General features: G+C 72.1%; 14 protein-coding genes and 2 pseudogenes. 4 read left to right on the top strand and 12 right to left on the bottom strand.

The genetic code is table 11. The features are described from left to right. Positions 1–3 precede the first annotated feature (3 nt). From LRS14_RS15725 to LRS14_RS15745, 5 genes and pseudogenes are all read right to left on the bottom strand, one after another. Positions 4–1440, bottom strand: coding sequence for an efflux transporter outer membrane subunit (locus LRS14_RS15725; protein WP_257800112.1), 1437 nt, complete (start codon positions 1438–1440; stop codon positions 4–6). Beyond that, a complete protein-coding gene (locus LRS14_RS15730) occupies positions 1437–4673 on the bottom strand; it encodes an efflux RND transporter permease subunit (RefSeq protein WP_257800113.1) in 3237 nt (1078 codons plus the stop codon). The genes LRS14_RS15725 and LRS14_RS15730 overlap by 4 nt, the downstream gene beginning before the upstream one ends. Further along, positions 4670–7872: pseudogene (locus LRS14_RS15735) on the bottom strand (efflux RND transporter permease subunit). The gene LRS14_RS15730 and the pseudogene LRS14_RS15735 overlap by 4 nt, the downstream one beginning before the upstream one ends. A 138-nt stretch (positions 7873–8010) precedes the next feature. Then, positions 8011–9195 (bottom strand): annotated as a pseudogene (locus LRS14_RS15740) (MdtA/MuxA family multidrug efflux RND transporter periplasmic adaptor subunit); the annotation flags it as partial. A gap of 119 nt (positions 9196–9314) precedes the next feature. After that, positions 9315–9827: a TlpA disulfide reductase family protein gene (locus LRS14_RS15745; protein WP_046110970.1), complete on the bottom strand. Its 513-nt coding sequence runs from the start codon at positions 9825–9827 to the stop codon at positions 9315–9317. 10 nt (positions 9828–9837) lie between these two features. Here LRS14_RS15745 and LRS14_RS15750 point away from each other — a divergent pair, with 10 nt between their 5' ends. Beyond that, a complete protein-coding gene (locus LRS14_RS15750; protein ID WP_404977558.1) occupies positions 9838–10512 on the top strand; it encodes a DUF4197 domain-containing protein in 675 nt (224 codons plus the stop codon). Here LRS14_RS15750 and LRS14_RS15755 read toward each other — a convergent pair whose 3' ends face one another. From LRS14_RS15755 to LRS14_RS15765, 3 genes are all read right to left on the bottom strand, one after another. Then, entirely contained in the window at positions 10513–11667 is a 1155-nt protein-coding gene (locus LRS14_RS15755; RefSeq protein WP_257800115.1) for a hypothetical protein, read from the bottom strand. A gap of 179 nt (positions 11668–11846) precedes the next feature. Next, on the bottom strand, positions 11847–13379 hold the full coding sequence (locus LRS14_RS15760) for a methyl-accepting chemotaxis protein (protein ID WP_257800116.1): 1533 nt from the start codon (positions 13377–13379) through the stop codon (positions 11847–11849). A 92-nt stretch (positions 13380–13471) separates the two neighbouring features. After that, entirely contained in the window at positions 13472–15004 is a 1533-nt protein-coding gene (locus LRS14_RS15765) for a methyl-accepting chemotaxis protein (protein WP_257800117.1), read from the bottom strand. A gap of 152 nt (positions 15005–15156) precedes the next feature. On the opposite strand from LRS14_RS15765, the gene LRS14_RS15770 reads away from it, so the two are divergent. After that, complete coding sequence (locus LRS14_RS15770) at positions 15157–15396, top strand: hypothetical protein (protein WP_257800118.1); 240 nt, start codon at positions 15157–15159, stop codon at positions 15394–15396. Between the two features lie 10 nt (positions 15397–15406). On the opposite strand, the gene LRS14_RS15775 is transcribed toward LRS14_RS15770, so the two are convergent. The 4 genes from LRS14_RS15775 to LRS14_RS15790 form a co-directional block, all read right to left on the bottom strand. Then, on the bottom strand, positions 15407–16717 hold the full coding sequence (locus tag LRS14_RS15775) for a cytochrome c (protein ID WP_257800119.1): 1311 nt from the start codon (positions 16715–16717) through the stop codon (positions 15407–15409). Beyond that, entirely contained in the window at positions 16714–17433 is a 720-nt protein-coding gene (locus tag LRS14_RS15780) for a c-type cytochrome (protein ID WP_257800120.1), read from the bottom strand. Before LRS14_RS15780 ends, LRS14_RS15775 begins: the two co-directional genes overlap by 4 nt. Positions 17434–17492: 59 nt before the next feature. After that, positions 17493–18104, bottom strand: a complete 612-nt coding sequence (locus LRS14_RS15785) for a hypothetical protein (RefSeq protein WP_232315228.1) — start codon at positions 18102–18104, stop codon at positions 17493–17495. 103 nt (positions 18105–18207) lie between these two features. After that, a complete protein-coding gene (locus LRS14_RS15790) occupies positions 18208–18765 on the bottom strand; it encodes an HNH endonuclease (RefSeq protein WP_046110978.1) in 558 nt (185 codons plus the stop codon). A gap of 128 nt (positions 18766–18893) precedes the next feature. On the opposite strand from LRS14_RS15790, the gene LRS14_RS15795 reads away from it, so the two are divergent. Both LRS14_RS15795 and LRS14_RS15800 read left to right on the top strand, forming a co-directional pair. Continuing rightward, positions 18894–20261, top strand: coding sequence for a serine protease (locus LRS14_RS15795; RefSeq protein WP_257800121.1), 1368 nt, complete (start codon positions 18894–18896; stop codon positions 20259–20261). Next, the gene (locus LRS14_RS15800) at positions 20231–21247 is read left to right on the top strand and encodes an FHA domain-containing protein (protein WP_257800122.1); all 1017 of its coding nucleotides are present in this window, start codon (positions 20231–20233) and stop codon (positions 21245–21247) included. The genes LRS14_RS15795 and LRS14_RS15800 overlap by 31 nt, the downstream gene beginning before the upstream one ends. Positions 21248–21364 lie beyond the last annotated feature (117 nt).

The raw sequence follows: 21364 nt of genomic DNA on the forward strand, positions 1-21364 counted from the left end.
GTGTCAGCGGGCCATGCCGGACGACAGCGCACCGGCCTGCCAGCCGCCGCCCAGGGCCTGGATCAGCCCCACCGTGGCCGTCTGCCGCTGGCCGATGAGCTGCAGCACGCTGCGCCGCGCCGACAGCGCCGAGACCTGCGCCGTCACCACCTCGGTGAAGCCGACCTGCCCGGCGCGGTAGCGGTTGAGCACCTGTTGCTCCGTCTGGTCGGCCGCCTCGGCCGCGATGCGTCGCAGCTGCAGCTGACGCTCCAGCGTGCGCAGCGCGGCCAGCTGGTCTTCCACGTCCTGGAAGGCCAGCAGCACCGTCTGCCGGTAGCTGGCCACCGTCTGCTCCCAGGCGCCACGCGACTGCTCGATGCGCGCCCGGTTGGCGCCGGCGTCGAACACCGTCTGCGCCAGCGACAGGCCCAGCGACCAGGCCGCCGCCGAGGCGCTGAACAGGTCGGACACCCGCGTGCTGTTCAGCCCGTACTGCCCGGTGAGCACGAAGCTGGGGTAGAGCGCCGTCTGCTGCACGCCCACGTCGGCATTGGCGGCAGCCACGCGCCGTTCGGCAGCGGCGATGTCGGGCCGCCGCTGCAGCAGCGCCGAAGGCAGGCCGGTGGGCACCGCCGGCGGCTCGGCCCGCAGCGTGTCGCCGCCGTCGGTCACCGGCAGGTCGAGCTCGGCCGGGGCGCGGCCGGCCAGCACCGCGATGGCATGTTCGAGCTGGGCGCGGGTGCGCTCCAGGCCCACCAGGTCGGCCTCGGTGTTGGCCAGCTGCGTCTGCGCCTGCAGCACGTCGCTCTTGAGCGCCAGGCCGGCCGCATAGCGGTTCTGGGCGATCTGCGCGGCGCGCTGGTAGGCGGCCAGCGTGTCGCGCAGCAGCGCCATCTCGGCATCGGTCTCGCGCAGGTTGAAGTAGTTGATCGCCAGTTCGCCCTGGGCCGACAGCGTGGCCGCGGCCAGGTCGGCCTCGGTGGCCTGCGCCCGGGCGCCCGCGGCGGCCACGTTGCCGGACACCCGGCCCCACACGTCGGCCTCCCAGCTGGCACCCAGGGCCAGCTGGTAGCGCTCGCGCGACGCAGAGGTGGACGCATCGCCGCCGCTGCGGGTGGCGCCGCCCGAAAGGTCGATGGCCGGCCAGCGGGCCGCGCGCGCCTCGCGCACCAGCGCGCGGGCCTGTCGGAAGGCCGCCGCAGACGCCGCCACGTTCTGGTTGGACACCTCCACCTGCTGCACCCAGCGGTCCAGCTCGGGGTCGTTGAAGAGCTGCCACCACGGGCCGCGCGCCAGCGCATCGGCGGGCACGGCGGCCTGCCAGCCGGCGGGCGGCGCCTGCTTGAACTGCGCCGGCGGCGGCAGCGGGCCGGCTTCGGGCAGCGGCGTGCTGGCGCAGCCGGCCAGCAGCAGCGCCAGGGCGAGCGGGGAAAGCAGGGCGGTCGATTTCAGGCTCATCGCGGCAATTCAGGCACCGGCGCCGCGTCGATCTGGCGGCTCAGGTGGTGTTCGTCGGGCTTGCGGCGGCGCAGCTTGTCCAGCAGCAGGTACACCACCGGCGTGGTCAGCAGGGTCAGCAGCTGGCTGGCCACCAGCCCGCCGATGATGGCCACGCCCAGCGGCCGGCGCAGCTCGGAGCCTTCGCCGAAGCCGATGGCCAGCGGCAGCGCGCCCAGCGCGGCGGCCAGCGTGGTCATCAGGATGGGGCGGAAGCGCAGCAGGCAGGCTTCGCGCACCGCCTCGAAGGCGCTCAGGCCACGGGCACGCTCGGCATCGAGCGCGAAGTCGATGATGAGGATGGCGTTCTTCTTCACGATGCCGATCAGCAGGAACACGCCGATCAGCGCGATCAGAGAGAACTCCATGCGGAACATCAGCAGCGCCAGCACCGCGCCCACGCCGGCCGAGGGCAGGGTGGACAGCACGGTGATCGGATGCACCAGGCTTTCGTACAACACGCCCAGCACGATGTAGATGACCACCAGCGCCGCCAGCACCAGCAGCGGCTGCTGCCCCTGCGATTGCTGGAAGATGGCCCCGGTGCCCTGCACGCTGCCGCGCACGTTGATCGGCAGGCCGATCTCGGCCTCGGCCTGCGCGATGGCGGCCTGCGCATCCGACAGCGTGGCGCCTTCGGCCAGGTTGTAGCTGATGGTGGTGGCCAGCTCGCCGTCCTGGTGGCTGACGGACGAGGGCGTGCTTTCCTCGCTGAAGCGGGCGATGGCCGGCAGCGGCACCATGTTGCGTGCACTGGTGCTCAGCGCCGCGCCGGTGGAGCTATCGCGCAGCGAGGCATTGGCGCTGGTGCTGCTGGCCAGGGCGGCCGCATCGGTGCCGGTGGCCGAGCGGGTGGTGGTGCTGCCCGCCACCCGGCCGGCGGCCACGTTCACGTCGTTCAGCGCCAGCGGGCTCTGGGCATAACGCGGCGCCACCTCCATCACCACGCGGTACTGGTTCAGCTCGTCGTAGATGGTGGCCACCTGGCGCTGGCCGAAGGCGTTGTAGAGCGCGGTGTCCACGTCGCGCGCGCTCAGGCTCAGGCGGGCGGCGCTGTCCTTGTCGATGTGCACGAAGGTCTCCACGCCGTCTTCCTGCTGGTCGGTGTCGATGTCGGTGAGCTGCGGCTGCAGCCGCATCTGCGCGGCCAGCTTCAGGGCCCACTCGCGCAGGTCGGCGGCGTTGTCGCTCTTGAGCGTGTACTGGAAGGTGGAGTTGCTCTGCCGGCCGCCGGCGCGCAGGTCCTGCACGGTGTTGAGGAACAGGCTCACGCCGCTGACCTGCGCCAGCTGCGGCCGCAGCCGCGCGATCACCGCCTGCCCGCCCACGCCGCGTTCTTCCAGCGGCTTGAGGTTGACGAACAGGAAGCCGCTGCCGGCCCGCGAGCCGCCGGTGAAGCCCACCACCGAGGCCACCGCCGGGTCGGCGCCGATGATGTCCACCAGCTGCTTGAGCTTGGCCTGCAGCGCCTGGAAGGAGATGCTCTGGTCGGTGCGCAGGCCCCCGTTGATCTGCCCCGTGTCCTGCTGCGGGAAGAAGCCCTTGGGCACCGCCGCGAACAGCCACACGTTCAGGCCGATCACCGCGGCCAGGATGAACATCACCAGCCCGGGCGCATGCAGCGCCCAGTCCAGGCTATGGGCATAGCTGCGCTGCAGCCGGTTGAAGCCCGCCTCGGCCCACCTGGCGAGCCGACCGGGCTGGCGCTGCACCGCGCCGGGCTTGAGCAGCCAGGCGCACATCATCGGCGTGGTGGTCAGCGAGATGACCAGCGAGATCAGCACGGCCACGCTGAGCGTGACCGCGAACTCCCGGAAGATGCGGCCCACCAGCCCGTCCATGAACAGCAGCGGGATGAACACCGCCACCAGCGACAGGCTGATCGACACCACGGTGAAGCCCACCTCGCGCGCGCCCAGCAGCGCGGCCTGGAAGCGGTTGCGGCCAGCCTCCAGGTGGCGGCTGATGTTCTCCAGCACGACGATGGCGTCGTCCACCACGAAGCCGGTGGCCACGGTCAGCGCCATCAGGCTCAGGTTGTTCAAGCTGAAGCCCAGGAAGTACATCACCCCGAAGGTGCCCAGCAGCGACACCACCGTGGCCACCGCTGGGATGACGGTGGCGCGCACGCTGCGCAGGAACAGGCTGACCACCAGCACCACCAGCGCGATGGAGATCAGCAGCGTCAGCTCGATCTCGCGCAGCGACGCGCGGATGGAGCTGGTGGCGTCCGAGGCCACGTGCAGCGTGACGTCGGCCGGCAGCTGGGCCTGCAGCTGCGGCACCAGCGCGCGCACGCTGTCCACCGTCTCGATCACGTTGGCGCCCGGCTGCCGCGTGATCAGCACGATGACCGCCGGGCTGCCGTTGAACAGGCCGAGCGTGCGGCGGTCCTCGGGGCCGTCGCTCACCGTGGCCACGTCGGCCAGCCGCACCGCGGCGTCGTTGCGCCAGGCGATGACCAGCCGGCGGTAGTCCTCGGCCACGCGGCCCAGCTGCGCCGTGTAGACCTGCATGCGCAGGCCGTCGCTCTCGATCGCGCCCTTGGGCCGGTTGGCGCTGGCCGACTGGATGGCCGCGCGCACGTCGTCCAGCGCGATGCCGTAGCGCGACAGCGCCAGCGGATTGAGCGCCACGCGCACCGCGGGCAGCGATCCGCCGCCCACCTCCACGTCGCCCACGCCCTGCACCTGCGCTACCTTCTGCTGCACCAGGTTGCTCACCTCGTCGTAGATCTGCTGCGGCGTGCGGCTGGGCGAGGTGAGCGCGAGGATGATCACCGGCGCATCCGACGGGTTCATCTTGCGGTAGGTCGGGTTGCTGCGCAGCGTGGCCGGCAGGTCGGCGCGGGCGGCATTGATGGCGGCCTGCACCTCGCGCGCCGCGGCGTCGATCTTGCGGTTGAGGTCGAACTGCAGCGTGATGCGGGTGGAGCCGCTGCCGCTGCGCGAGGTCATCTCGTTGACGCCCGGGATGCTGCCCAGCCTGCGTTCCAGCGGCGTGGCCACGCTGCTGGCCATGGTGTCGGGGCTGGCGCCGGGCACGCTCGCGCTCACCGAGATGGCCGGGAAGTCCACCTGCGGCAGAGGCGCCACCGGCAGCACGAAGAACGCCGCCAGCCCCGCCAGCGCGATGCCCAGCGTGAGCAGCATCGTGGCGATGGGCCGGCGGACGAAGGGCTCGCTCAGGTTCATGGCGCTTCCGCCGCCGCGCCGGCCGACGGGGCCGACGGGCCGCGGCCCTGCAGCCGCCGGCCCAGCCGGTCGAAGGCCAGGTAGATCACCGGCGTGGTGAAGAGCGTGAGCACCTGGCTCACTACCAGCCCGCCGAAGATCGCCAGGCCCAGCGGCCGCCGCAGTTCGGCGCCATCACCGAAGCTGAACATCAGCGGCAGCGCCGCGAACAGCGCGGCCATCGTCGTCATCAGGATGGGCCGCAGCCGCAGCAGCGCCGCCTGGTGGATGGCCTCGCGCGGCGACTTGCCCTGGTGGCGCTCGGCGTCGATGGCGAAGTCGATCATCATGATCGCGTTCTTCTTCACGATGCCGATGAGCAGGATGATGCCGATGATCCCGATCACGCCCAGGTCGTGGCCGGCCACCATCAGCGCCAGCAGCGCGCCCACGCCGGCCGAGGGCAGGGTGGACAGGATGGTCAGCGGATGCACCGTGCTCTCGTAGAGCACGCCCAGCACGATGTACACGCACACCACCGCGGCCAGGATCAGCCAGAGCTGGTTGGTCAGCGAGTTCTCGTAGGCGCCGGCCGCGCCCAGGAAGTGCATCGTCAGGCTGGCCGGCAGGCCGATGTCCTGCGCCGCGGCGCGGATCTCGTCCACCGCCTTGCCCAGCGACACGCCCGGCGCCGTGTCGAAGCCCAGCGTGGCCGACGGGTACTGCGCCACATGCGTCACCTGCAGCGGGGCGGCCACTTCCTCGATGCGCGCGAAGGCCGACAGTGGCGTGGCCGTGCCCGAGCTGGTGGGCAGGTGCAGCAGCTTCAGCGCATCGGGCGTGGTGAGCAGGTTCGGGTCGGCCTCCAGGATCACGCGGTACTGGTTGGTCTCGGTGAAGATGGTGGACACGATGCGCTGGCCGAAGGCGCTGTACAGCGCCTCGTCCAGCGCGGTGGCGGTGATGCCCAGGCGCGAGGCGGTGTCCCGATCCAGCGTCACCTGCACCGCGCGGCCTTGCGCACCGGCATCGGTGCTCACCTGGCTGATGCTGGCGTTGGCGCGCAGCCGCTCGGCCAGCTTCAGCGTCCACTGGTTGACGGTGGCGGTGTCGGCGCCTTCGATGGACACGCGGTAGGGCGTGGGGCCGGTCTCGGCGTCGATGGTCAGGTCCTGCGTGGGCTGCAGCGAGATCGTCACGCCAGCCACGCCAGCCACGCGCTGCCGCAGGCGGGCCATGGTGTCGGCCTGGCTGCCGCCGCTGCGCTCCGGCTTCAGGTTGATGTAGAGGCGGCCGGTGTGCAGCATGGTGCTGTTGGCCGCGTCCACGCCCACGAAGGAGGTGATGCTCTCGACGTCGGCGTCCTGCAGCAGCGCTTCGGCGGCCTGGCGCTGCAGCGCGGCCATGCGCTGGTAGCTGACCGACGGCGCGGCCTCGATGCGGGCCTGGAGCTGCCCCGTGTCCTGCACCGGGAACAGGCCCTTGGGGATCAGCAGGTACAGCAGCGCGGTGAGCACCAGCGTGGCCAGCGCGACGATGAGCGTCAACCCCTGGTGGGCCAGCACCCGCTGCAGGCCGCGGTCGTACTGCGACACCACGCGGTCGAAGAAGCGCTGGATGGCGCCGCCCACGCCATGCGTCTTGGCCGCGGCATCGTGCGGCTTCAGCCAGCGCGCCGACATCATCGGCACCAGCGTCAGCGAGACCACCGCCGAGATCAGGATGGTGATGGCCAGCGTGATGGCGAACTCGCGGAACAGCCGGCCCACCACGTCGCCCATGAACAGCAGCGGGATCAGCACCGCGATGAGCGAGACGGTCAGCGAGATGATGGTGAAGCCGATCTCCGACGCGCCCTTCATCGCCGCCTGCAAGGCCATGTTTGGCTGCGGCCGGGCGCTGTCGCGCCCTTGACCCCGGCTTCGCCGGCGTCAGCCTGCGCCGAAACATCTCCCGCCATCTCAAGATGGCGAGAGATGTTTTCGATCATCACGATCGCGTCGTCCACCACGAACCCGGTCGCGATGGTCAGCGCCATCAGGCTCAGGTTGTTCAGGCTGTAGCCCAGCAGGTACATCACGCCGAAGGTGCCCACCAGCGAGATGGGCACCGCCAGGCTGGCGATCACCGTGGCGCGCAGGCTGTGCAGGAACGCGAAGATCACCAGCACCACCAGCACCACCGCCAGCACCAGCTCGAACTGCACATGCTCCACCGACGCGCGGATGCCGCGCGTGCGGTCGGCCAGCACCTGCACCTCCACCGACGCCGGCATGCCGGCCGTGAGCTGCGGCAGCCGCGCGCGGATGGCGTCCACCGTCTGGATCACGTTGGCGCCCGGCTGGCGCTGCACGTTGATGATGATGGCCGGCTGCAGCGCACCGCCGCCGCGGCCGGCCCAGGCGCCCAGTCGCACGTTCTCGGCGCTGTCCACCACGCGGGCCACGTCCTTCATGCGCACCGGCGCGCCGTTGCGCCAGGCGACGATCAGGTTCTTGTACTCGTCGGCCGTCAGCAGCTGGTCGTTGGCGTTGATCGAGTAGCTGCGCGTGGCGCCGTCGAAGCTGCCCTTGGCGCCGTTGGCATTGGCCGCGCTGATGGCGCTGCGCAGCGTGTCGATGGCGATGCCGTAGGAGGCCAGCGACTGCGTGTCGGCCTGGATGCGCACCGCCGGCCGTTGCCCGCCCGACAGCGTCACCAGGCCCACGCCGCTGACCTGCGAGATCTTCTGCGCCAGCCGCGTGTTCACCAGGTTCTGCACCTCGGTCAGCGGCAGGCTGTCGGAGGTGACGGCCAGCGTCAGCACCGGCGCATCGGCCGGGTTGACCTTGGCATAGACCGGCGGCGCCGGCAGGTCGGCCGGCAGCAGCGAGCTGCCGGCATTGATGGCGGCCTGCACCTCCTGCTCGGCCGCGTCCAGCGACAGGTCGAGCCCGAACTGCAGCGTGATGACCGACACACCCGCCGCGCTGGTGGAGCTCATGCGGGCCAGGCCCGACATCTGGCCCAGCTGGCGCTCCAGCGGCGCGGTGACGGTCTGGCTCATCACCTCCGGGCTGGCGCCGGGGTACAGCGTCTGCACCTGGATGGTCGGATAGTCCACCTGCGGCAGCGCCGACAGCGGCAGGAAGCGGAAGCCCACCAGCCCGGCGAGCAGGATGGCCAGCATCAGCAGCGAGGTGGCCACCGGCCGCTGGATGAAGGGGCGCGACGGGTTCACGGCCAGGTCCTGCGCATCAGCGGGCGGCCGGGGCCGAGGCCGCCCGGCGCGGCGCCGACGCCCCCGGCCGGGCGCGGAAGCCCCGCCCGCCGGCGCACTGGCGCCGCGCGCCGGCCGGTCGCCCGGCACCTGCACCCGCGCGCCGTCCTTCAGCCGGTCGGCGCCTTCGGTCACCACCGGCTCGCCCACCGCCAGGCCGCGGGTGATCTGCACCCGGTCGTTCGTCGCCTGGCCGCGCTGCACCATGCGCTGGCTGACGGTGCGGTTGTCGTTCAGCACGTAGACGAAGTCGCCGTCGTTGCTGTGGCGCAGCGCCGCCACCGGGATCACCACCGCGTCGCGCAGCGTGTCCAGCTGCAGCCGCACGTTGACGAACTGGTTCGGGAACAGCGTGCGCCCCGCATTGGCGAAGCGGGCCTTCGCCTGCACCGTGCCGGTGGTGGTGTCGATCTCGTTGTTTAGCGTGGAGAAGCGGCCCTCGTCCAGCGTGGTGGCGCGGCTGCGGTCCAGCGCGGTCACCGGCAGCGTGGCGCCCTGGGCGGTGCGGCGCTCGATGTCGGGCACCCGGTCCTGCGGCACCGCGAACTGCACGTCGATCGGCGCCAGCTGCGTGATGACGACGATGCCGTTGGCGTCGCCGGACGACACCACGTTGCCCACGTCCACCACCCGCAGGCCGACGCGGCCCGACACCGGCGCGGTGATGCGGGTGTAGCCCAGGTTCAGCCGCGCAGTGCCCTCGGCAGCACGGTTGGACAACACCGTGCCTTCCAGCTGCTTGACGGCGGCGGCCTGGGTGTCCACGTCCTGGCGGGCGATGGAGTCCTGTTGCAGCAGCGTCTGGTAGCGCTCCAGCGTCAGCCGCGCCAGCTGCAGCTGCGCCTCGTCGCGCTCGCGCTGACCCTGGGCCTGCATCAGTGCCAGCTCGAAGGGGCGCGGGTCGATCACGGCCAGCACCTCGCCGGCCTTGACCATCTGGCCTTCCTTGAAGCGCACCTCGGTGAGCACGCCCGAGACTTGCGGCCGCACGGTGACGGTGGCCGACGGCGTGACGGTGCCCAGCGCCTCGATCACGATGGGGATGTCGGCCCGCTCCGCGCGGGCAATGCCCACGGTGGTGGCCGGCCCGCCGCGGCCGGCGCCCATGCCGCCGGGGCCGCCCGGACCCGGCGGGCCGCCGCTGGAAGCGCCGGGAGGCGCGCCGCCGGCCGCCGGTCGGTGGGTGAGGTACCAGGCCAGGCCGCCCAGGGCCAGCAACGCCAGCAGCGCGACGATCCGTCCGATCCAGCGGCTGCGGCGGCTGGGGCGCGATTCTTCTTGCATTCAACATCCCTCTTGGCCCGGGCGGGCGGGGACGATGATGCCTTCAAGCCCGGCCGGTGCCGGGCGCGATGACAACAGCCGCGCTTTGCGGGCGTGTTGCTGGGCCGCCGCCGGCCCGGTCAGGCTTCGGCCAGCAGCTGCTCCACCAACTTGTGCAGGGCCGCGAAGTCGGGTGCGCCCACGTAGCGCTTGACGATCTCGCCGCGCTTGTTGATGAGGTAGGTGGTGGGCGTGAGCTGCACGTCGCCGAAGCGCTGCGCGATCTCGCCGGTGTTGTCGATGGCCACGCCGAAGGGCAGCTTGCGGGTCTCGGCAAAGCGCGCCACGTAGGCCGGCGGGTCGTACTTCATGGCCACGGCCACGGTCTCGTAGCCCTGCGCCTTGTACTTGTCGTGCGTGGCGACGATCTGCGGCATCTCGGCCACGCAGGTGACGCAGCTGGTGGCCCAGAAGTTGACCAGCACCACCTTGCCGCGCAGGGCCTCGGTGCTGCCCTTGGTGCCGTCCAGCAGCGTGTACGACACTGCAGGCGCCGGCTCGCGCGCGCCGAAGGCCTGCCAGCCCAGGTAGCCCGCGGCCCCCACGAGCAGGGCGACGGCGACGGCAGCGGCAGTGTGTTTGGCAGATTTCATGGGGGTTCCGATGAGGCGGCGTGATTTTATGGCGGTGGCATTGCCCACCGCAGTGGCCGGGTGGAGCGGCCCGGCCTGGGCTTTGACGGAGAGCGATGCCGCGGTGGGCGTGCGTGCCGCCATCGAGCGCGGCGCCGTGACGGCGGTAGGACTGCTGGGCCGCACCGATGGTTTCCTCGGCAACCCGAAGGTGCGCATCGAGCTGCCTGGCCCGCTGAGGCAGGCGGCCACCTTGCTGCGCAGCACCGGCCAGGGCGCACGCTTGGACGAACTGGTGACGGCGATGAACCGCGCCGCCGAAGCCGCGGTGCCGCAGGCGCGCACGCTGCTGGTGAATGCGGCCAAGTCGATGTCGGTGGACGACGCCTTGCGCATCGTGCGCGGCGGCGACACCTCCGTCACCCAGTTCTTCGAGGGCAAGACCCGCCAGCCGCTGACGCAGCAGTTCCTGCCCATCGTCGGCCAGGCCACCGAGAAGGTGTCGTTGGCCGCCAGGTACGACGCGGTGGCCGGCCGCGCCGCGAAGCTGGGCCTGCTGAAGGAGCGCGACGCCGACCTGCGCGGCTACGTCACCGCCCGCGCGCTGGACGGCCTGTACCTGGTGATCGGCGAGCAGGAGCGCGAGATGCGCCGCGACCCGGTGGGTACCGGCAGCGCCATCCTGAAGAAGGTGTTCGGCGGCTGATCAGCCGCCAAGGCGCTTGCCCAGCTCGTGCACCAGCGCGGCGGGCAGCGTGCGGGCCAGCGCATCCCGGCCCACCTTGGCGATCGGCCGGCCGGCGCCGTCGGAGATCTCCAGCACCGTGCCCTGTTCCTCGATCTCGATGAACGGGAAGTCGGGCACGCTGGTCAGGATCTCCGACTTCAGGATGTCCAGCCGCAGGCCGCGCACCAGCGCGGCATAGGCGATGGTGTGCGGCAGGCCGCCGTGGCAGAAGTCGCGCGCCTCTTCCACCGAGCCTGCAAAGTCCAGGATCAGCCCGAGGTGCTGCACCGCCTCGCGCACCTGCATGCGGCGGTCACGCCGCGGCTCGATCACCAGCAGGCTGGCGCCGGCCAGCGGCCGGGTGGAGCTGGCATGCATCGCCACGGGGGGCAACGGCTCCGGCTCCACCGCGCTGACGCCCTGGCCCTGGGCATTGACGGTGCGCGGAAACTCGATGGTGAGCAGCGTCTGGCTGGCGGTGTCGGCGCGGTCCATGCGCAGGCCCATGGCGCGCGCCGTCTGCTGCAGCACGCGCCAGCGCAGGGTGTCCAGCGCGGGCGCGGGATGCGGTGCGGCGGGGTCGGGCACGCGGTCGGGCGGGCAGTGGGCGAAGCGGCAGCTCAGCACCGCATGCGGCGGCCAGGCCTGGTGATCGAGCGTCAGCTGGATCGGCGCGCAGGCGCCGCGGCCCGCCCAGTCCAGCAGGGTGTGCAGCAGGCCGAACAGCAGCGAAGGATCGACCAGCACCTCGGCCGGCTTGAGTTGCGCCCGCGCATTCAGGCCGCGGGCGGCGAGCACGCCGGCATGTTGCTGCAGCACCTCGCCCAGCAAGGTGGTGAGGTCCACGCGCTCGTGGCTCTGGCGCAGCTTGCCGCCCGCCAGGCGGGCCAGCTGCTGGGTGGCCATCGCGGCGGCGCGGGCCTCCTCCACCGCTTCGCGCAGCGGGGCGGCGTCGTGGGCCTCCAGCCGGCCGGCCTGCAGCAACGCCTCCAACCGGGCGGCCACGCGGGTCAAGGGGCCGGCGATCTCGGCGCCGGCATCGCCGAGCACACGCGACCAGGCCACGGCATCGGCAGTGCTCCCGGCGGCGGTGGGCGGAGCCTCTGCGGGGCGGGCGGGTTCGGGGTGGTCCATGGGGTCCTTCTGACCCTGGTTGCAACCATTTGCATCCAGGCGCGGGCGCATGCTCGCCGCTCACGGGCTGCATCGTCTCCCCGCAGCCTGGGGCTGGCGCGCCACGGCTGGCCCGTGCTTCGTGAAATGCATCACAGAGGCCGTCTCAAGTTTGCGACCGCGCGGTCGCGGGACGCCGCTCAGGCGGCCTGCAACCTGAACACCGTGACCGCCGCCGCCAGCCGGTCGGCCTGCAGCTGCAGGCTGCTGGCGGCGGCGGCTGTCTGCTGCACCAGGGCGGCGTTCTGCTGCGTGGCGGCGTCCAGCTCGACCACGGCCCCCGCCATCTGCTGCACGCCTTCGTCCTGCTGGCGGCTGGATGTGACGATCTCCGCCATCAGCGCGGCCATGCCGTCCACCCGGGTGACCACCTCGCGCATGGTGTGGCCGGCCTCGCCGACGCGCTCATGGCCAAGCCGGGTGCTGTGCACGCTGGCGTCGATCAGGGCCTTGATCTGGCGCGAGGCGGCCGCCGAGCGCTGCGCCAACGAGCGCACCTCGCCTGCCACGACGGCAAAGCCGCGGCCCTGCTCGCCAGCGCGGGCGGCTTCCACCGCGGCGTTCAGCGCCAGGATGTTGGTCTGGAAGGCCAGGCTGTCGATCACGCCGGTGATGTCGGCGATGCGGCGGCTGGACTCGCCGATCTCGCCCATGGTGTCGACCACGCGGCCCACCGCAGCCACCGCCTGCGCCGCCACATCGGCCGCGCCTTGCGCCAGCCGGTTGGCATCGCGGGCGCGCTCTCCGTTGGTCCGCACCGTGGCCGCCATGTGCTGCATGGCGGTCGCGGCCTGCTGCAGGCGGTCCGCCTGCTGCGCATTGCGCTGGGCGAGGTCCTGGTTGCCGGCGGCGATGTCGCGGGAGCTGCCGTGGATCACGTCCACGCTGGCGCGCAGGCCCCCCACCATCGTGGCCAGTCGCTCGGTCATGCCGCCGAGCGAGGACTGCAGTAGGCCGAATTCGTCGCTGCGCGTGGCGCGCAACGCCATCGACAGGTCGCCGCTGGCCACGCGGTGCGCTTGTTCGGTGCACTGGCCGAGCGGCCGCAGGATGCCGCGCCGCGACAGCAGGAAGCAGGTGGCGGTCAGCAGCGCCATCAGCACCGTCACCGCCACCATGGTGCGTGCACCCTGGCGCCGGCTGTGGTCGAACTCGGCCAGCCGCTGCTCGGCATAGGCGGCGGCCAGGCGCACGGTGGCGTCCACCTGCTGGCGGTGCTGGCGGTACAGCGCATCGGCCTGCGCCAGCCCGGCGCGGGCCTGCATGGGCTGGCCGGCGGCCAGCGGCTGCAGCACCTGCTCGCGCGCGGCGGCGATGAAGGCGCGGGCGCCGACTTCCTGTTCCTTCAGCAGTGCGGTGTCCAGGTTGGCGGGCAGGCGGCCTTGCCAGTGGGTGGCGCGTGTGGCGTAGTCGGCGGCCAGCGCGTCGGCGCGGGTGCGGGCCTGCTCGGCGGTGAGGGTGCCTTCCACCGCCTGCGACAGCACCAGCCGCAGCTCGATCAGGTACATGGGCGGCGGCAGCACGTCGGCCACCAGGTCCTTGCCGTCGTTGGCGGCCGCCGCCGACTGCGCCAGGTGGCTGTTGGTGCTGAGGGCCTGCAGGAGCACGCACATCGCGGCGAGCAGGCCGGCCAGGCCGATGGACAGCAACGACCAGCGCAACGATCGGAACATGGGACCACCATCACGACGCTTCAGACGATGGCTCTATCGGCGTCACCGGCAAAAACGGTAGGGGCCAATCCGCAGATTCGTTAAAACCGGCCTCACGCGGGCTGCAGCTGGAACACAGTCACGGCTTGCGCCAGCCGGTCGGCTTGCGCCTGCAGGCTGCTGGCGGCGGCGGCCGTCTGCTGGACCAGGGCGGCGTTGTGCTGGGTGGCGGCGTCCAGGTCCACCACGGTGCCGGCCATCTGCTGCACGCCCTCGTCCTGCTGCGCGCTGGACTCGGCGATGGCCGCCACCAGCGTGGCCATGCCGTTGACGCGGCTCACCACCTCGCGCATGGTCTGGCCGGCTTCGCCCACGCGCTCGTGCCCCGCCTGGGCGCTGTGCACGCTGGCGTCGATCAAGGCCTTGATCTCGCGCGAAGCCGCGGCCGAACGCTGCGCCAGTGTGCGCACCTCGCCGGCCACCACCGCGAAACCGCGACCCTGCTCGCCGGCGCGCGCGGCCTCCACCGCTGCGTTCAGGGCCAGGATGTTTGTCTGGAAGGCCAGGCCGTCGATCACGCCGGTGATGTCGGCGATGCGGCGGCTGGATTCGCGGATGTCACCCATGGTGTGCACCACCCGTTCGACCGCGTCGCCCGCCTGCACCGCCACCTCGGCCGCACCCTGCGCCAGCGTGCTGGCGTCGCGCGCCCGGCCGACGTTGGCGCGCACCGTGGCGGCCATTTCCTCCATGGAGGCGGCGGCCTGCTGCAGCCGGCCGGCCTGGCGTTCATTGCGGTCGCTCAGGTCGTGGTTGCCCTGGGCAATCTCCACCGAGGCACCGTGGATGGCCTGGATGCCGTGGCGCAGGTCGCCCAGCATCGTGGCCAGGCGGTCGGTCATGCCACCCAGGGAAGACTGCAAGAGGCCGAACTCGTCGCGCCGCGTGACGCGCACCTCGCGCGAGAGGTCGCCGGCGGCCACGCGGTGGGCCTGTTCGGTGCACTGCGCCAGCGGCCGCAGGATGCCGCGCCGCGCGCCCAGGTAGCAGCCGGCGGCCAGCAGCGCCATCAACACCGTCATGCCGATCATGGTGCGGCTGCCGCTGCGGCGCGTGGCATCGAATGCGGCGAGCCGACTGTCCGCATAGCCGGCCGCCAGGCGCACGGTGGCGTCCACCTGCTCGCGGTGCTGTTGGTAGAGCCTGTCGGCACGGGCCAGGCCGGCGCGCGCGGCGGCGGTGTCGCCACGGGCCAGCGGCTGCAGCACCTCGGCCCGCGCGGCCTGCAGGAAGGCATCGGCGCCCGGGCCCTGCTGGCCGAGCAGGGCGCCGTCGATGTCGGCCGGCAGCCGGCCGTGCCAGTGGCGGGCGCGCTGCGCATATTCCGTGGCAAGCGCTTCCGCGCGGGCCTGCGCCCGCGACACCGGCAAGGTGCCTTCGATCGCCTGCGACAGCACCAGCCGCAGCTCGATCAGGTACATGGGCGGCGGCAGCACGTCGGCCACCAGGTCCTTGCCGTTCATCGCGGCTTCGGCGGCCTGGTCCAGCTGCTGGAAGTTGCTCAGCGCCTGCAGCAACACGCACACCGCGGCCAGCACGCCGGCCAGACCGATGGAAAGTAGGGACCAGCGAAGGGATCGGAACATGGTGCAGGCCGGGCGATGGACACACCTTGGCTATCGGCCGATCTGGCAACACTGCGCAGCCGAAATGACAAAAATGCATCAGCGCCTTGCGCCGGGCGCATCGGGCGGCCGGTGTATCGTCGGCCCATCGCAGTAGCTGACAGCCCCACGCCATGCAAAAGCCGGCCCGTTTCCTGGTCATCATCGACGCCGGCGGCGGCATGGTGGCCCGCTTGTTCGACGAGGCGCGCAGCCTGGTCACCGAGATCGACGCTTCCACCGAGGAAGTGGTGGTGATGACGGCCTCGCTCACGCCCGTGCGCGGCGCGACCGGCAGCGAATGGGACGAGGCGCTGCGCGGCCACAGCCGCGAGGAGCGCGCCGCGGCCGAGGTCTACACGCTGGACATCTAGGCCGGCCGCGTCAGTAGCTGCCGGCGGTGGAGCCGGTGCGGTAGCGGTTCACCTCGTAGGTGGTGAGCGGGCTGGCCTGGTGGCCCCAGGCATTGCGCACATAGCTCAGCAGCACGGCCACCTCGTCGTCCGTGAGGACGGTGGCGAAGGGCGGCATGCCGTACGGCCGCGGGTTGCCCGCGGTGGCGGGCGGAAAGCCGCCGGCCAGCACCACCCGCACCAGGTTGGCGGGCGGCTCCATCGTCACCGTGCGGTTGCCGGCCAGCCGCGGATAGATGCCCGGGGCGCCCTGGCCGCCCTCGCCATGGCAGCTGGCGCAGTGGGTGCCGTACAGCGCCTGACCGCGCACCAGGCGGTCGCCGCCGAAGTCGGCGGCTTCGCGTCGCGGCTTGGGCGCGTTGCCTTGCTGCGGCAGCGCGCGCAGGTAGGTGGCCATGGCATGCAGGTCGGTGTCGTTGAGGTGCTGGGTGCTCTGCAGCACCACCTCGGCCATCGGGCCGATGACCGAGCCCTGCGGCGCGATGCCGTTCTTCAGCAGGCTCACCACGTCGGCCTGCGGCCATTCGGCCACGCCGGCCTCGTGCGGCGAATTGAGCGCCGGCGCGTACCAGTTCTGCATCGGGATCAGGCCGCCGCCCAGGTCCAGCGTGTTGCGGGTGGCGCCCAGCACGTTGCGCGTGGCATGGCAGGCATTGCAGTGGCCCAGGCCCTGCACCAGGTAGGCGCCGCGGTTCCATTCGGCCGATTGCTGCGGATCGGGCCGCAGCTCGCCGGGGCGGAAGTACAGCGTGCGCCAGGCGGCCAGCGCCAGCTGGGTGTTCACCGGAAAGCGCAGCGCATGCGGCGGCGGCGTGTAGGCCACCGGCGGCAGGCTTTGCAGGTAGGCGAACAGCGCATCCGCATCGGCACGTGCCACATGGGTGGTGTTGGGATAGGGGAAGGCGGGATACAGCAGCCGTCCGTCGCGCGAGCGGCCCTCGTGCATGGCCAGCCAGAAATCGTCCGCCGACCAGGCGCCGATGCCGGTGGCGACGTCGGGCGTGATGTTGGAGGTGTAGACGGTGCCGAAGGGCGTGGGGATGCTGGCGCCGCCGGCGCCCGGCGCGCCGCCGCGTGCGGTGTGGCAGGCCATGCAGTTTCCGGCGCGCGCCAGGTATTCGCCCTGGGCCACCAGCTGGGCGTTGGCGGCTGCCCGGGGTGCGGCAGGGCGGCCGGCGTCGCGGCCGTCGTGCAGCTCCATCAGCACCCGCGCGCCGAAGAGCACGGCGGCCACGGCCAGCAGCGCCAGCAGGCCGAGCAGTGTCTTGCGCAGGCGGCTCATCGCGCGGCCTCCGGCAGGCCGCCGCAGCGCATCGGCCAGGCGGCAGGCGCATCGGCCACCGGATGCGTGTTGGCCGGCAGCGGCTGGGCGGCCAGGAAGTGCGAGACGGCGCCGATGTCCTCTGGTGCCAGCGCACGGGCGATCTGGCCCATGCAGTCCGGCTCATGGGCCTTGCGCTGCCCGGTGCGCCAGGCGCCGAGCTGCGCATTCAGGTAGTCGCGCGGCAGGCCCAGCAGGCCGGGCACGGCGGGGGCGATGCCGGTGAGCGCCGCGCCGTGGCAGCTGGCGCAGGCGGGGATGCGGCGGCCGGGGTCGCCCTGCGTCACCAGCCGCTGGCCGCGAGCCCGCTCCTCCGCGCTGCCCGTAGGCGCCTGCGGTGGCGGATAGGGCAGGTCCAGGGTAGCGAAGTGGTCGGCGATTTCCTGCAGGTAGGTGTCGGTCAGCGGCACCAGCAGTTCGCCCATCAGCGCGTAGTGGCGGCGGCCGTCGCGGAAGTTGAGCAGCTGGTTGTACAGGTAGCCGGCCGGCTTGCCGGCGATGCGGGGGTAGTAGCCGTCGCGCGCGGCGCGGCCCTCCTTGCCGTGGCAGGCGGTGCAGGCCTGCATGCGCTGGGCCATGGAATCGACCACCGGGGCGGTGGCCTGGGCGGCGGCCGGCGCGGATGCCGCGGCGACGGCCAGCCAGAGCGCCGTGAGCGCAAGGAAACGGGATGCCATGGGCCGAGGTTAACTGCCCGGTGGCCGGCCAGCTGCCAGCAGGGCCGCGACCCCGCCCGTCAGCTGCGCGTGGGGCCGGCCGGGGAATACACCGGGGTGGTGGGTGACGTGGCCGGTGCGCTGGAGCCGGGTGCCTGCGGCGAATACACCGGCGCCGGCGCGCTGCGCACCGGCTGGCTGCCGGCCGGCGCGCGGGTCACGCGGGTCTTGCCGCCGCTGGTGACCAGGATTACGGGCTCGCCCGGCTGCCAGTTCTCGTTGCCCTTGGCCTGCACCACGGCACGGCGCTCGCCGCTGGGCAGCTGCAGCAGGATCTCGTAGGCGTCTTCCTTGGTGGCGGTGCGTTCCACCGCATTGCCGATGACCGCGCCGGCCACCGCGCCGATCACGCCGATGATTGCCGACTCGGTACCGTGGCTGCGGCTGGCGCCCAGGGCGCCGCCCACCAACGCGCCGGTGACGCCGCCGCCGCCGCTCTGGCTGCCATCCACGGTGACCGGGCGCACCGACAGCACGGTGGCGTCCTGCACGCTGGACAGCCGCTGGGCATCGCCGCGCTGGACCATGTCGGGGCTGGTGGTGGTGCAGGCCGTGGTGAAGGCGGCCACGCTGGCGGCCAGCAGCAGGGCGAGCGGCCCGGCCAGGGGGCGCGGGGCGGGTGAGCGGTTCATCGTGGTCTCCGGAGCTGCCGATCCAAACGGGCGAGCGGGCACGGGAGTTGACCCGCGGCGGCGCGGGCCGTTCGTGTCGGCCAGGTAACGTTTTGTGGCGACGCTAGGTATGCAGCCGGCTGGAGCGCGGCACGCTGGCCAGCAGGAATTCCATCTGGTCGGCGAGGATGCGGCGGCCGCGAAGGATCATGTCCTCGTGCAGGCTGGGCACGTAGGGCAGGTACATCAGTGTCATGCGGGCTTCCTCGGGCAGGCGGTTGCCCTTGCGCCCGTTGCAGGACTTGCAGGCGGTGATGCAGTTCATCCAGGTGTCCGCCCCGCCGCGGGACGTGGGCACGATGTGCTCGCGCGTCAGGTCGTCCACGTGGAAGTGGCCGCCGCAATAGGCGCAGACCTGCCGGTCGCGCACGAAGAGCTTGTGGTTGGACAGCGCCGGCGCCTGGCGCCACGCCCGACTGGGCACGGCCCCGCGCACGGCGATGATGGAGTGCACGGTGATGGTGGATTGCCGGCCGGTGGTGCGCTGTATGCCGCCACGCAGCACCTGCATCGGGTCGCCGAGCGTCCAGGCGACGCCGTCGCTGGCGTAGATCACCGCCGCTTCGCGCGCGGTGATCCAGGCTTGCGGCCGTCCTGACACATCGAGCTGCAACACGTCCATGGGTGCGACTTTCGAACCTGATCGGGCCCTGGCGCAGGATAGCGCGTCAACATGACAGGACTCAACACGCTGTGAAACATCCCTACCACACCGGCAGCCTGCCGGGGCGACGGGACGAGAATGCACGGATGCATGCATCACAACGCGCTGCCCTGGCCGCGGCGCTGACGGCGTTTTCCCTGGGTGCGCCAGCCCAGCCCGGCCCGCCGGCCGGTGCCTTGCCGGCCGCGCCGGCCGCTTCGGCCGTGTCGCCGCCCTCGGCCGGCGGCCAGCGGGTGTACGACAGTGCCCGCCAGCGGCTGGTGCAGGTGCGCACGCTGCTGCGCTCGCAGGACAGCCAGGCCTCCGTGGGCTCTGGCTTCCTGGTGAGCACCGAGGGCCACTTCATCACCAACTACCACGTGGTCAGCATGATGGCCATGCAGCCACAGCGCTACCGGCTGGTGTACAGCACCGACGACGGCCAGCGCGGCGCGCTGCAGCTGCTGGCGGTGGATGTGGTCAACGACCTGGCGCTGCTGAGGGCGGCGGAGCCCGCGCCGCTGGCCGCGCGCGGGCTGCTGCAGTTCCGGCCGGCGCAGCAGCCGCTGGGCCGGGGCGAGCGCATCTTCTCGCTGGGCAATCCGCTGGACGTGGGCTTCGCGGTGGTGGAGGGCGCCTTCAACGGCATGGTGGAGCGCAGCTTCGTGCCCACCATCTTCTTCGGCGGCTCGCTCAGCTCGGGCATGAGCGGCGGCCCGGCGCTGGACGACCGCGGCCGGGTCATCGGCGTCAACGTGGCCTCCCGCCGCGACGGCGAGCAGGTGAGCTTCCTGGTGCCGGCCGCGCCGGCCCAGGCGCTGTTCGAGGCGCACCGTGGCGCGCCGCCGGTCACCCAGCCGATGGAAGGCGAGATCGCGCGCCAGCTGCTGGCACACCAGCAGCGGCTGACCGACGCCTTCATGGCGCAGCCGTGGCGCCAGGCCGGCCATGCGCGCTATGCCATCCCGGTGCCGCAGGAGGACTTCATGCGCTGCTGGGGCGGCAGCACGCCGCCGGGCAGCCGCGGGCTGGAGTTCGAGCGCTCCGACTGCGCGATGGACAGCCGCATCTACATCGACGGCAGCCTGCTCACCGGCCACTTCAGCGTGCGCCACGAGGCTTATGACGGCCGGGCGCTGGGCGCGCTGCGCTTTGCCGAGCGCTACAGCGGCAGCTTCCAGAACGAGGGCTTCGGCGGCAAGACACGCCAGCTCACCGCGCCAGCCTGCCACGAGGGCGAGGTGAAGGAAGGCTCTGATGCGCTGCCGCTGCGCTCCGTCATCTGCCTGCGGGCCTACCGCAAGCTGCCGGGCCTGTACGACATGAGCGTGCTGGCCGCCACGCTGGACGCGCGCACCGTCGGCGCGCAGGGCCGCTTCGACGCCCACGGCGTGAGCTGGGACAACGCGATGCGCCTGGCCGACCATTACCTGAAGGGATTTGCATGGCTGCCGAACAAGCCCGCGTCGCACTGATCGAGGTCTTCGAGCGCGACGGGCGCCTGCCGCGGCAGTTCGACGTGATGGCCTGGCCGGTGCGCATCGGCCGCGGGCTGGAATGCGACCTGGTGCTGGACGACCCCCACATCGCCGCCTGCCATGCGCTGATACAGCCCGACGAGCAGGGCGAGCTGCAGCTGCAGGCGGGCCCCTCGGTCAACGGCGTGCGGGTCGGCCGTCGGCTGCTGCAGGCCGGGCAACGCCTGCCGCTGGAGCAGGCGGCCGCCGAGGACTGGCAGGTCGGCCTCACTCGCCTGCGCCTGCGCCTGCCCGGCGAGGTGCTGGCCGCCGAAGTGCCGCTGGGCGGCACCGCCGGCCGCCGCCGCTCGCTGGCCACCTGGGGCCTGGCGCTGGCGCTGTGGGCCATGCTGCTGGCCGAGCACTGGGTGCAGCTGGACCCGGGCAGCCGCCCCTCCGACTGGCTGACGGTGGTGTTCGGGCCGCCGCTGGCGCTGGCGCTGTGGGCCGCGCTGTGGGCGGCGGTGTCCAAGCTGTTCCGCCACCGCTTCGAGTTCGAGGCGCATTGGGCGGTGGCCGTGCGCTTCGCCTTCGGCCTCACGCTGCTGGGCAGCGTGCTGCCGCTGCTGTCGGCCGCGCTGGCCTGGCCGGGGTTGTTTCGCGTCATTGAGCCGCTGATGGCGGCCGGCACCGTCTGGTGGCTGGTGCGCCATGCGGCCCTGGTGGTGCCGCAGCGACGCCGCACGCTCACCGCGATGGCAGTGGGCATGCTGACCGCTGCAGGTGCCGTGGGCATGACGCTGCGTCACCAGAACGAGCAGCCGCTGGTCGGGCCGCTGTACATGAGCGTGCTGCCGCAGCCGGGCTGGCGCATCGCCCGCCCGGTGGCGCCCGAGCGCTTCGTGCAGCAGGCCGACGGGCTGCGTACCACGCTGGACGCCCGCGCCCAGTCGGACGCCGACGAGACCGAAGACGCCGACAGCCTGGAAGCCGACGGCCAGTAAACCCCCGCAAGAGGGAAGTGGCGGCGTGCCCCTGAGAAAAATTTCTCGCGGGGCTTGCCCCAAACGGGGTGGATGCCTGCAAAATAGAACGATCGTTCGTTTCTTTTTGGGCACCGT

Origin of the sequence: Aquincola sp. J276 (assembly GCF_024700035.1) — a bacterium.
GTDB classification, from domain to species: Bacteria; Pseudomonadota; Gammaproteobacteria; order Burkholderiales; family Burkholderiaceae_C; genus Aquincola; species Aquincola tertiaricarbonis.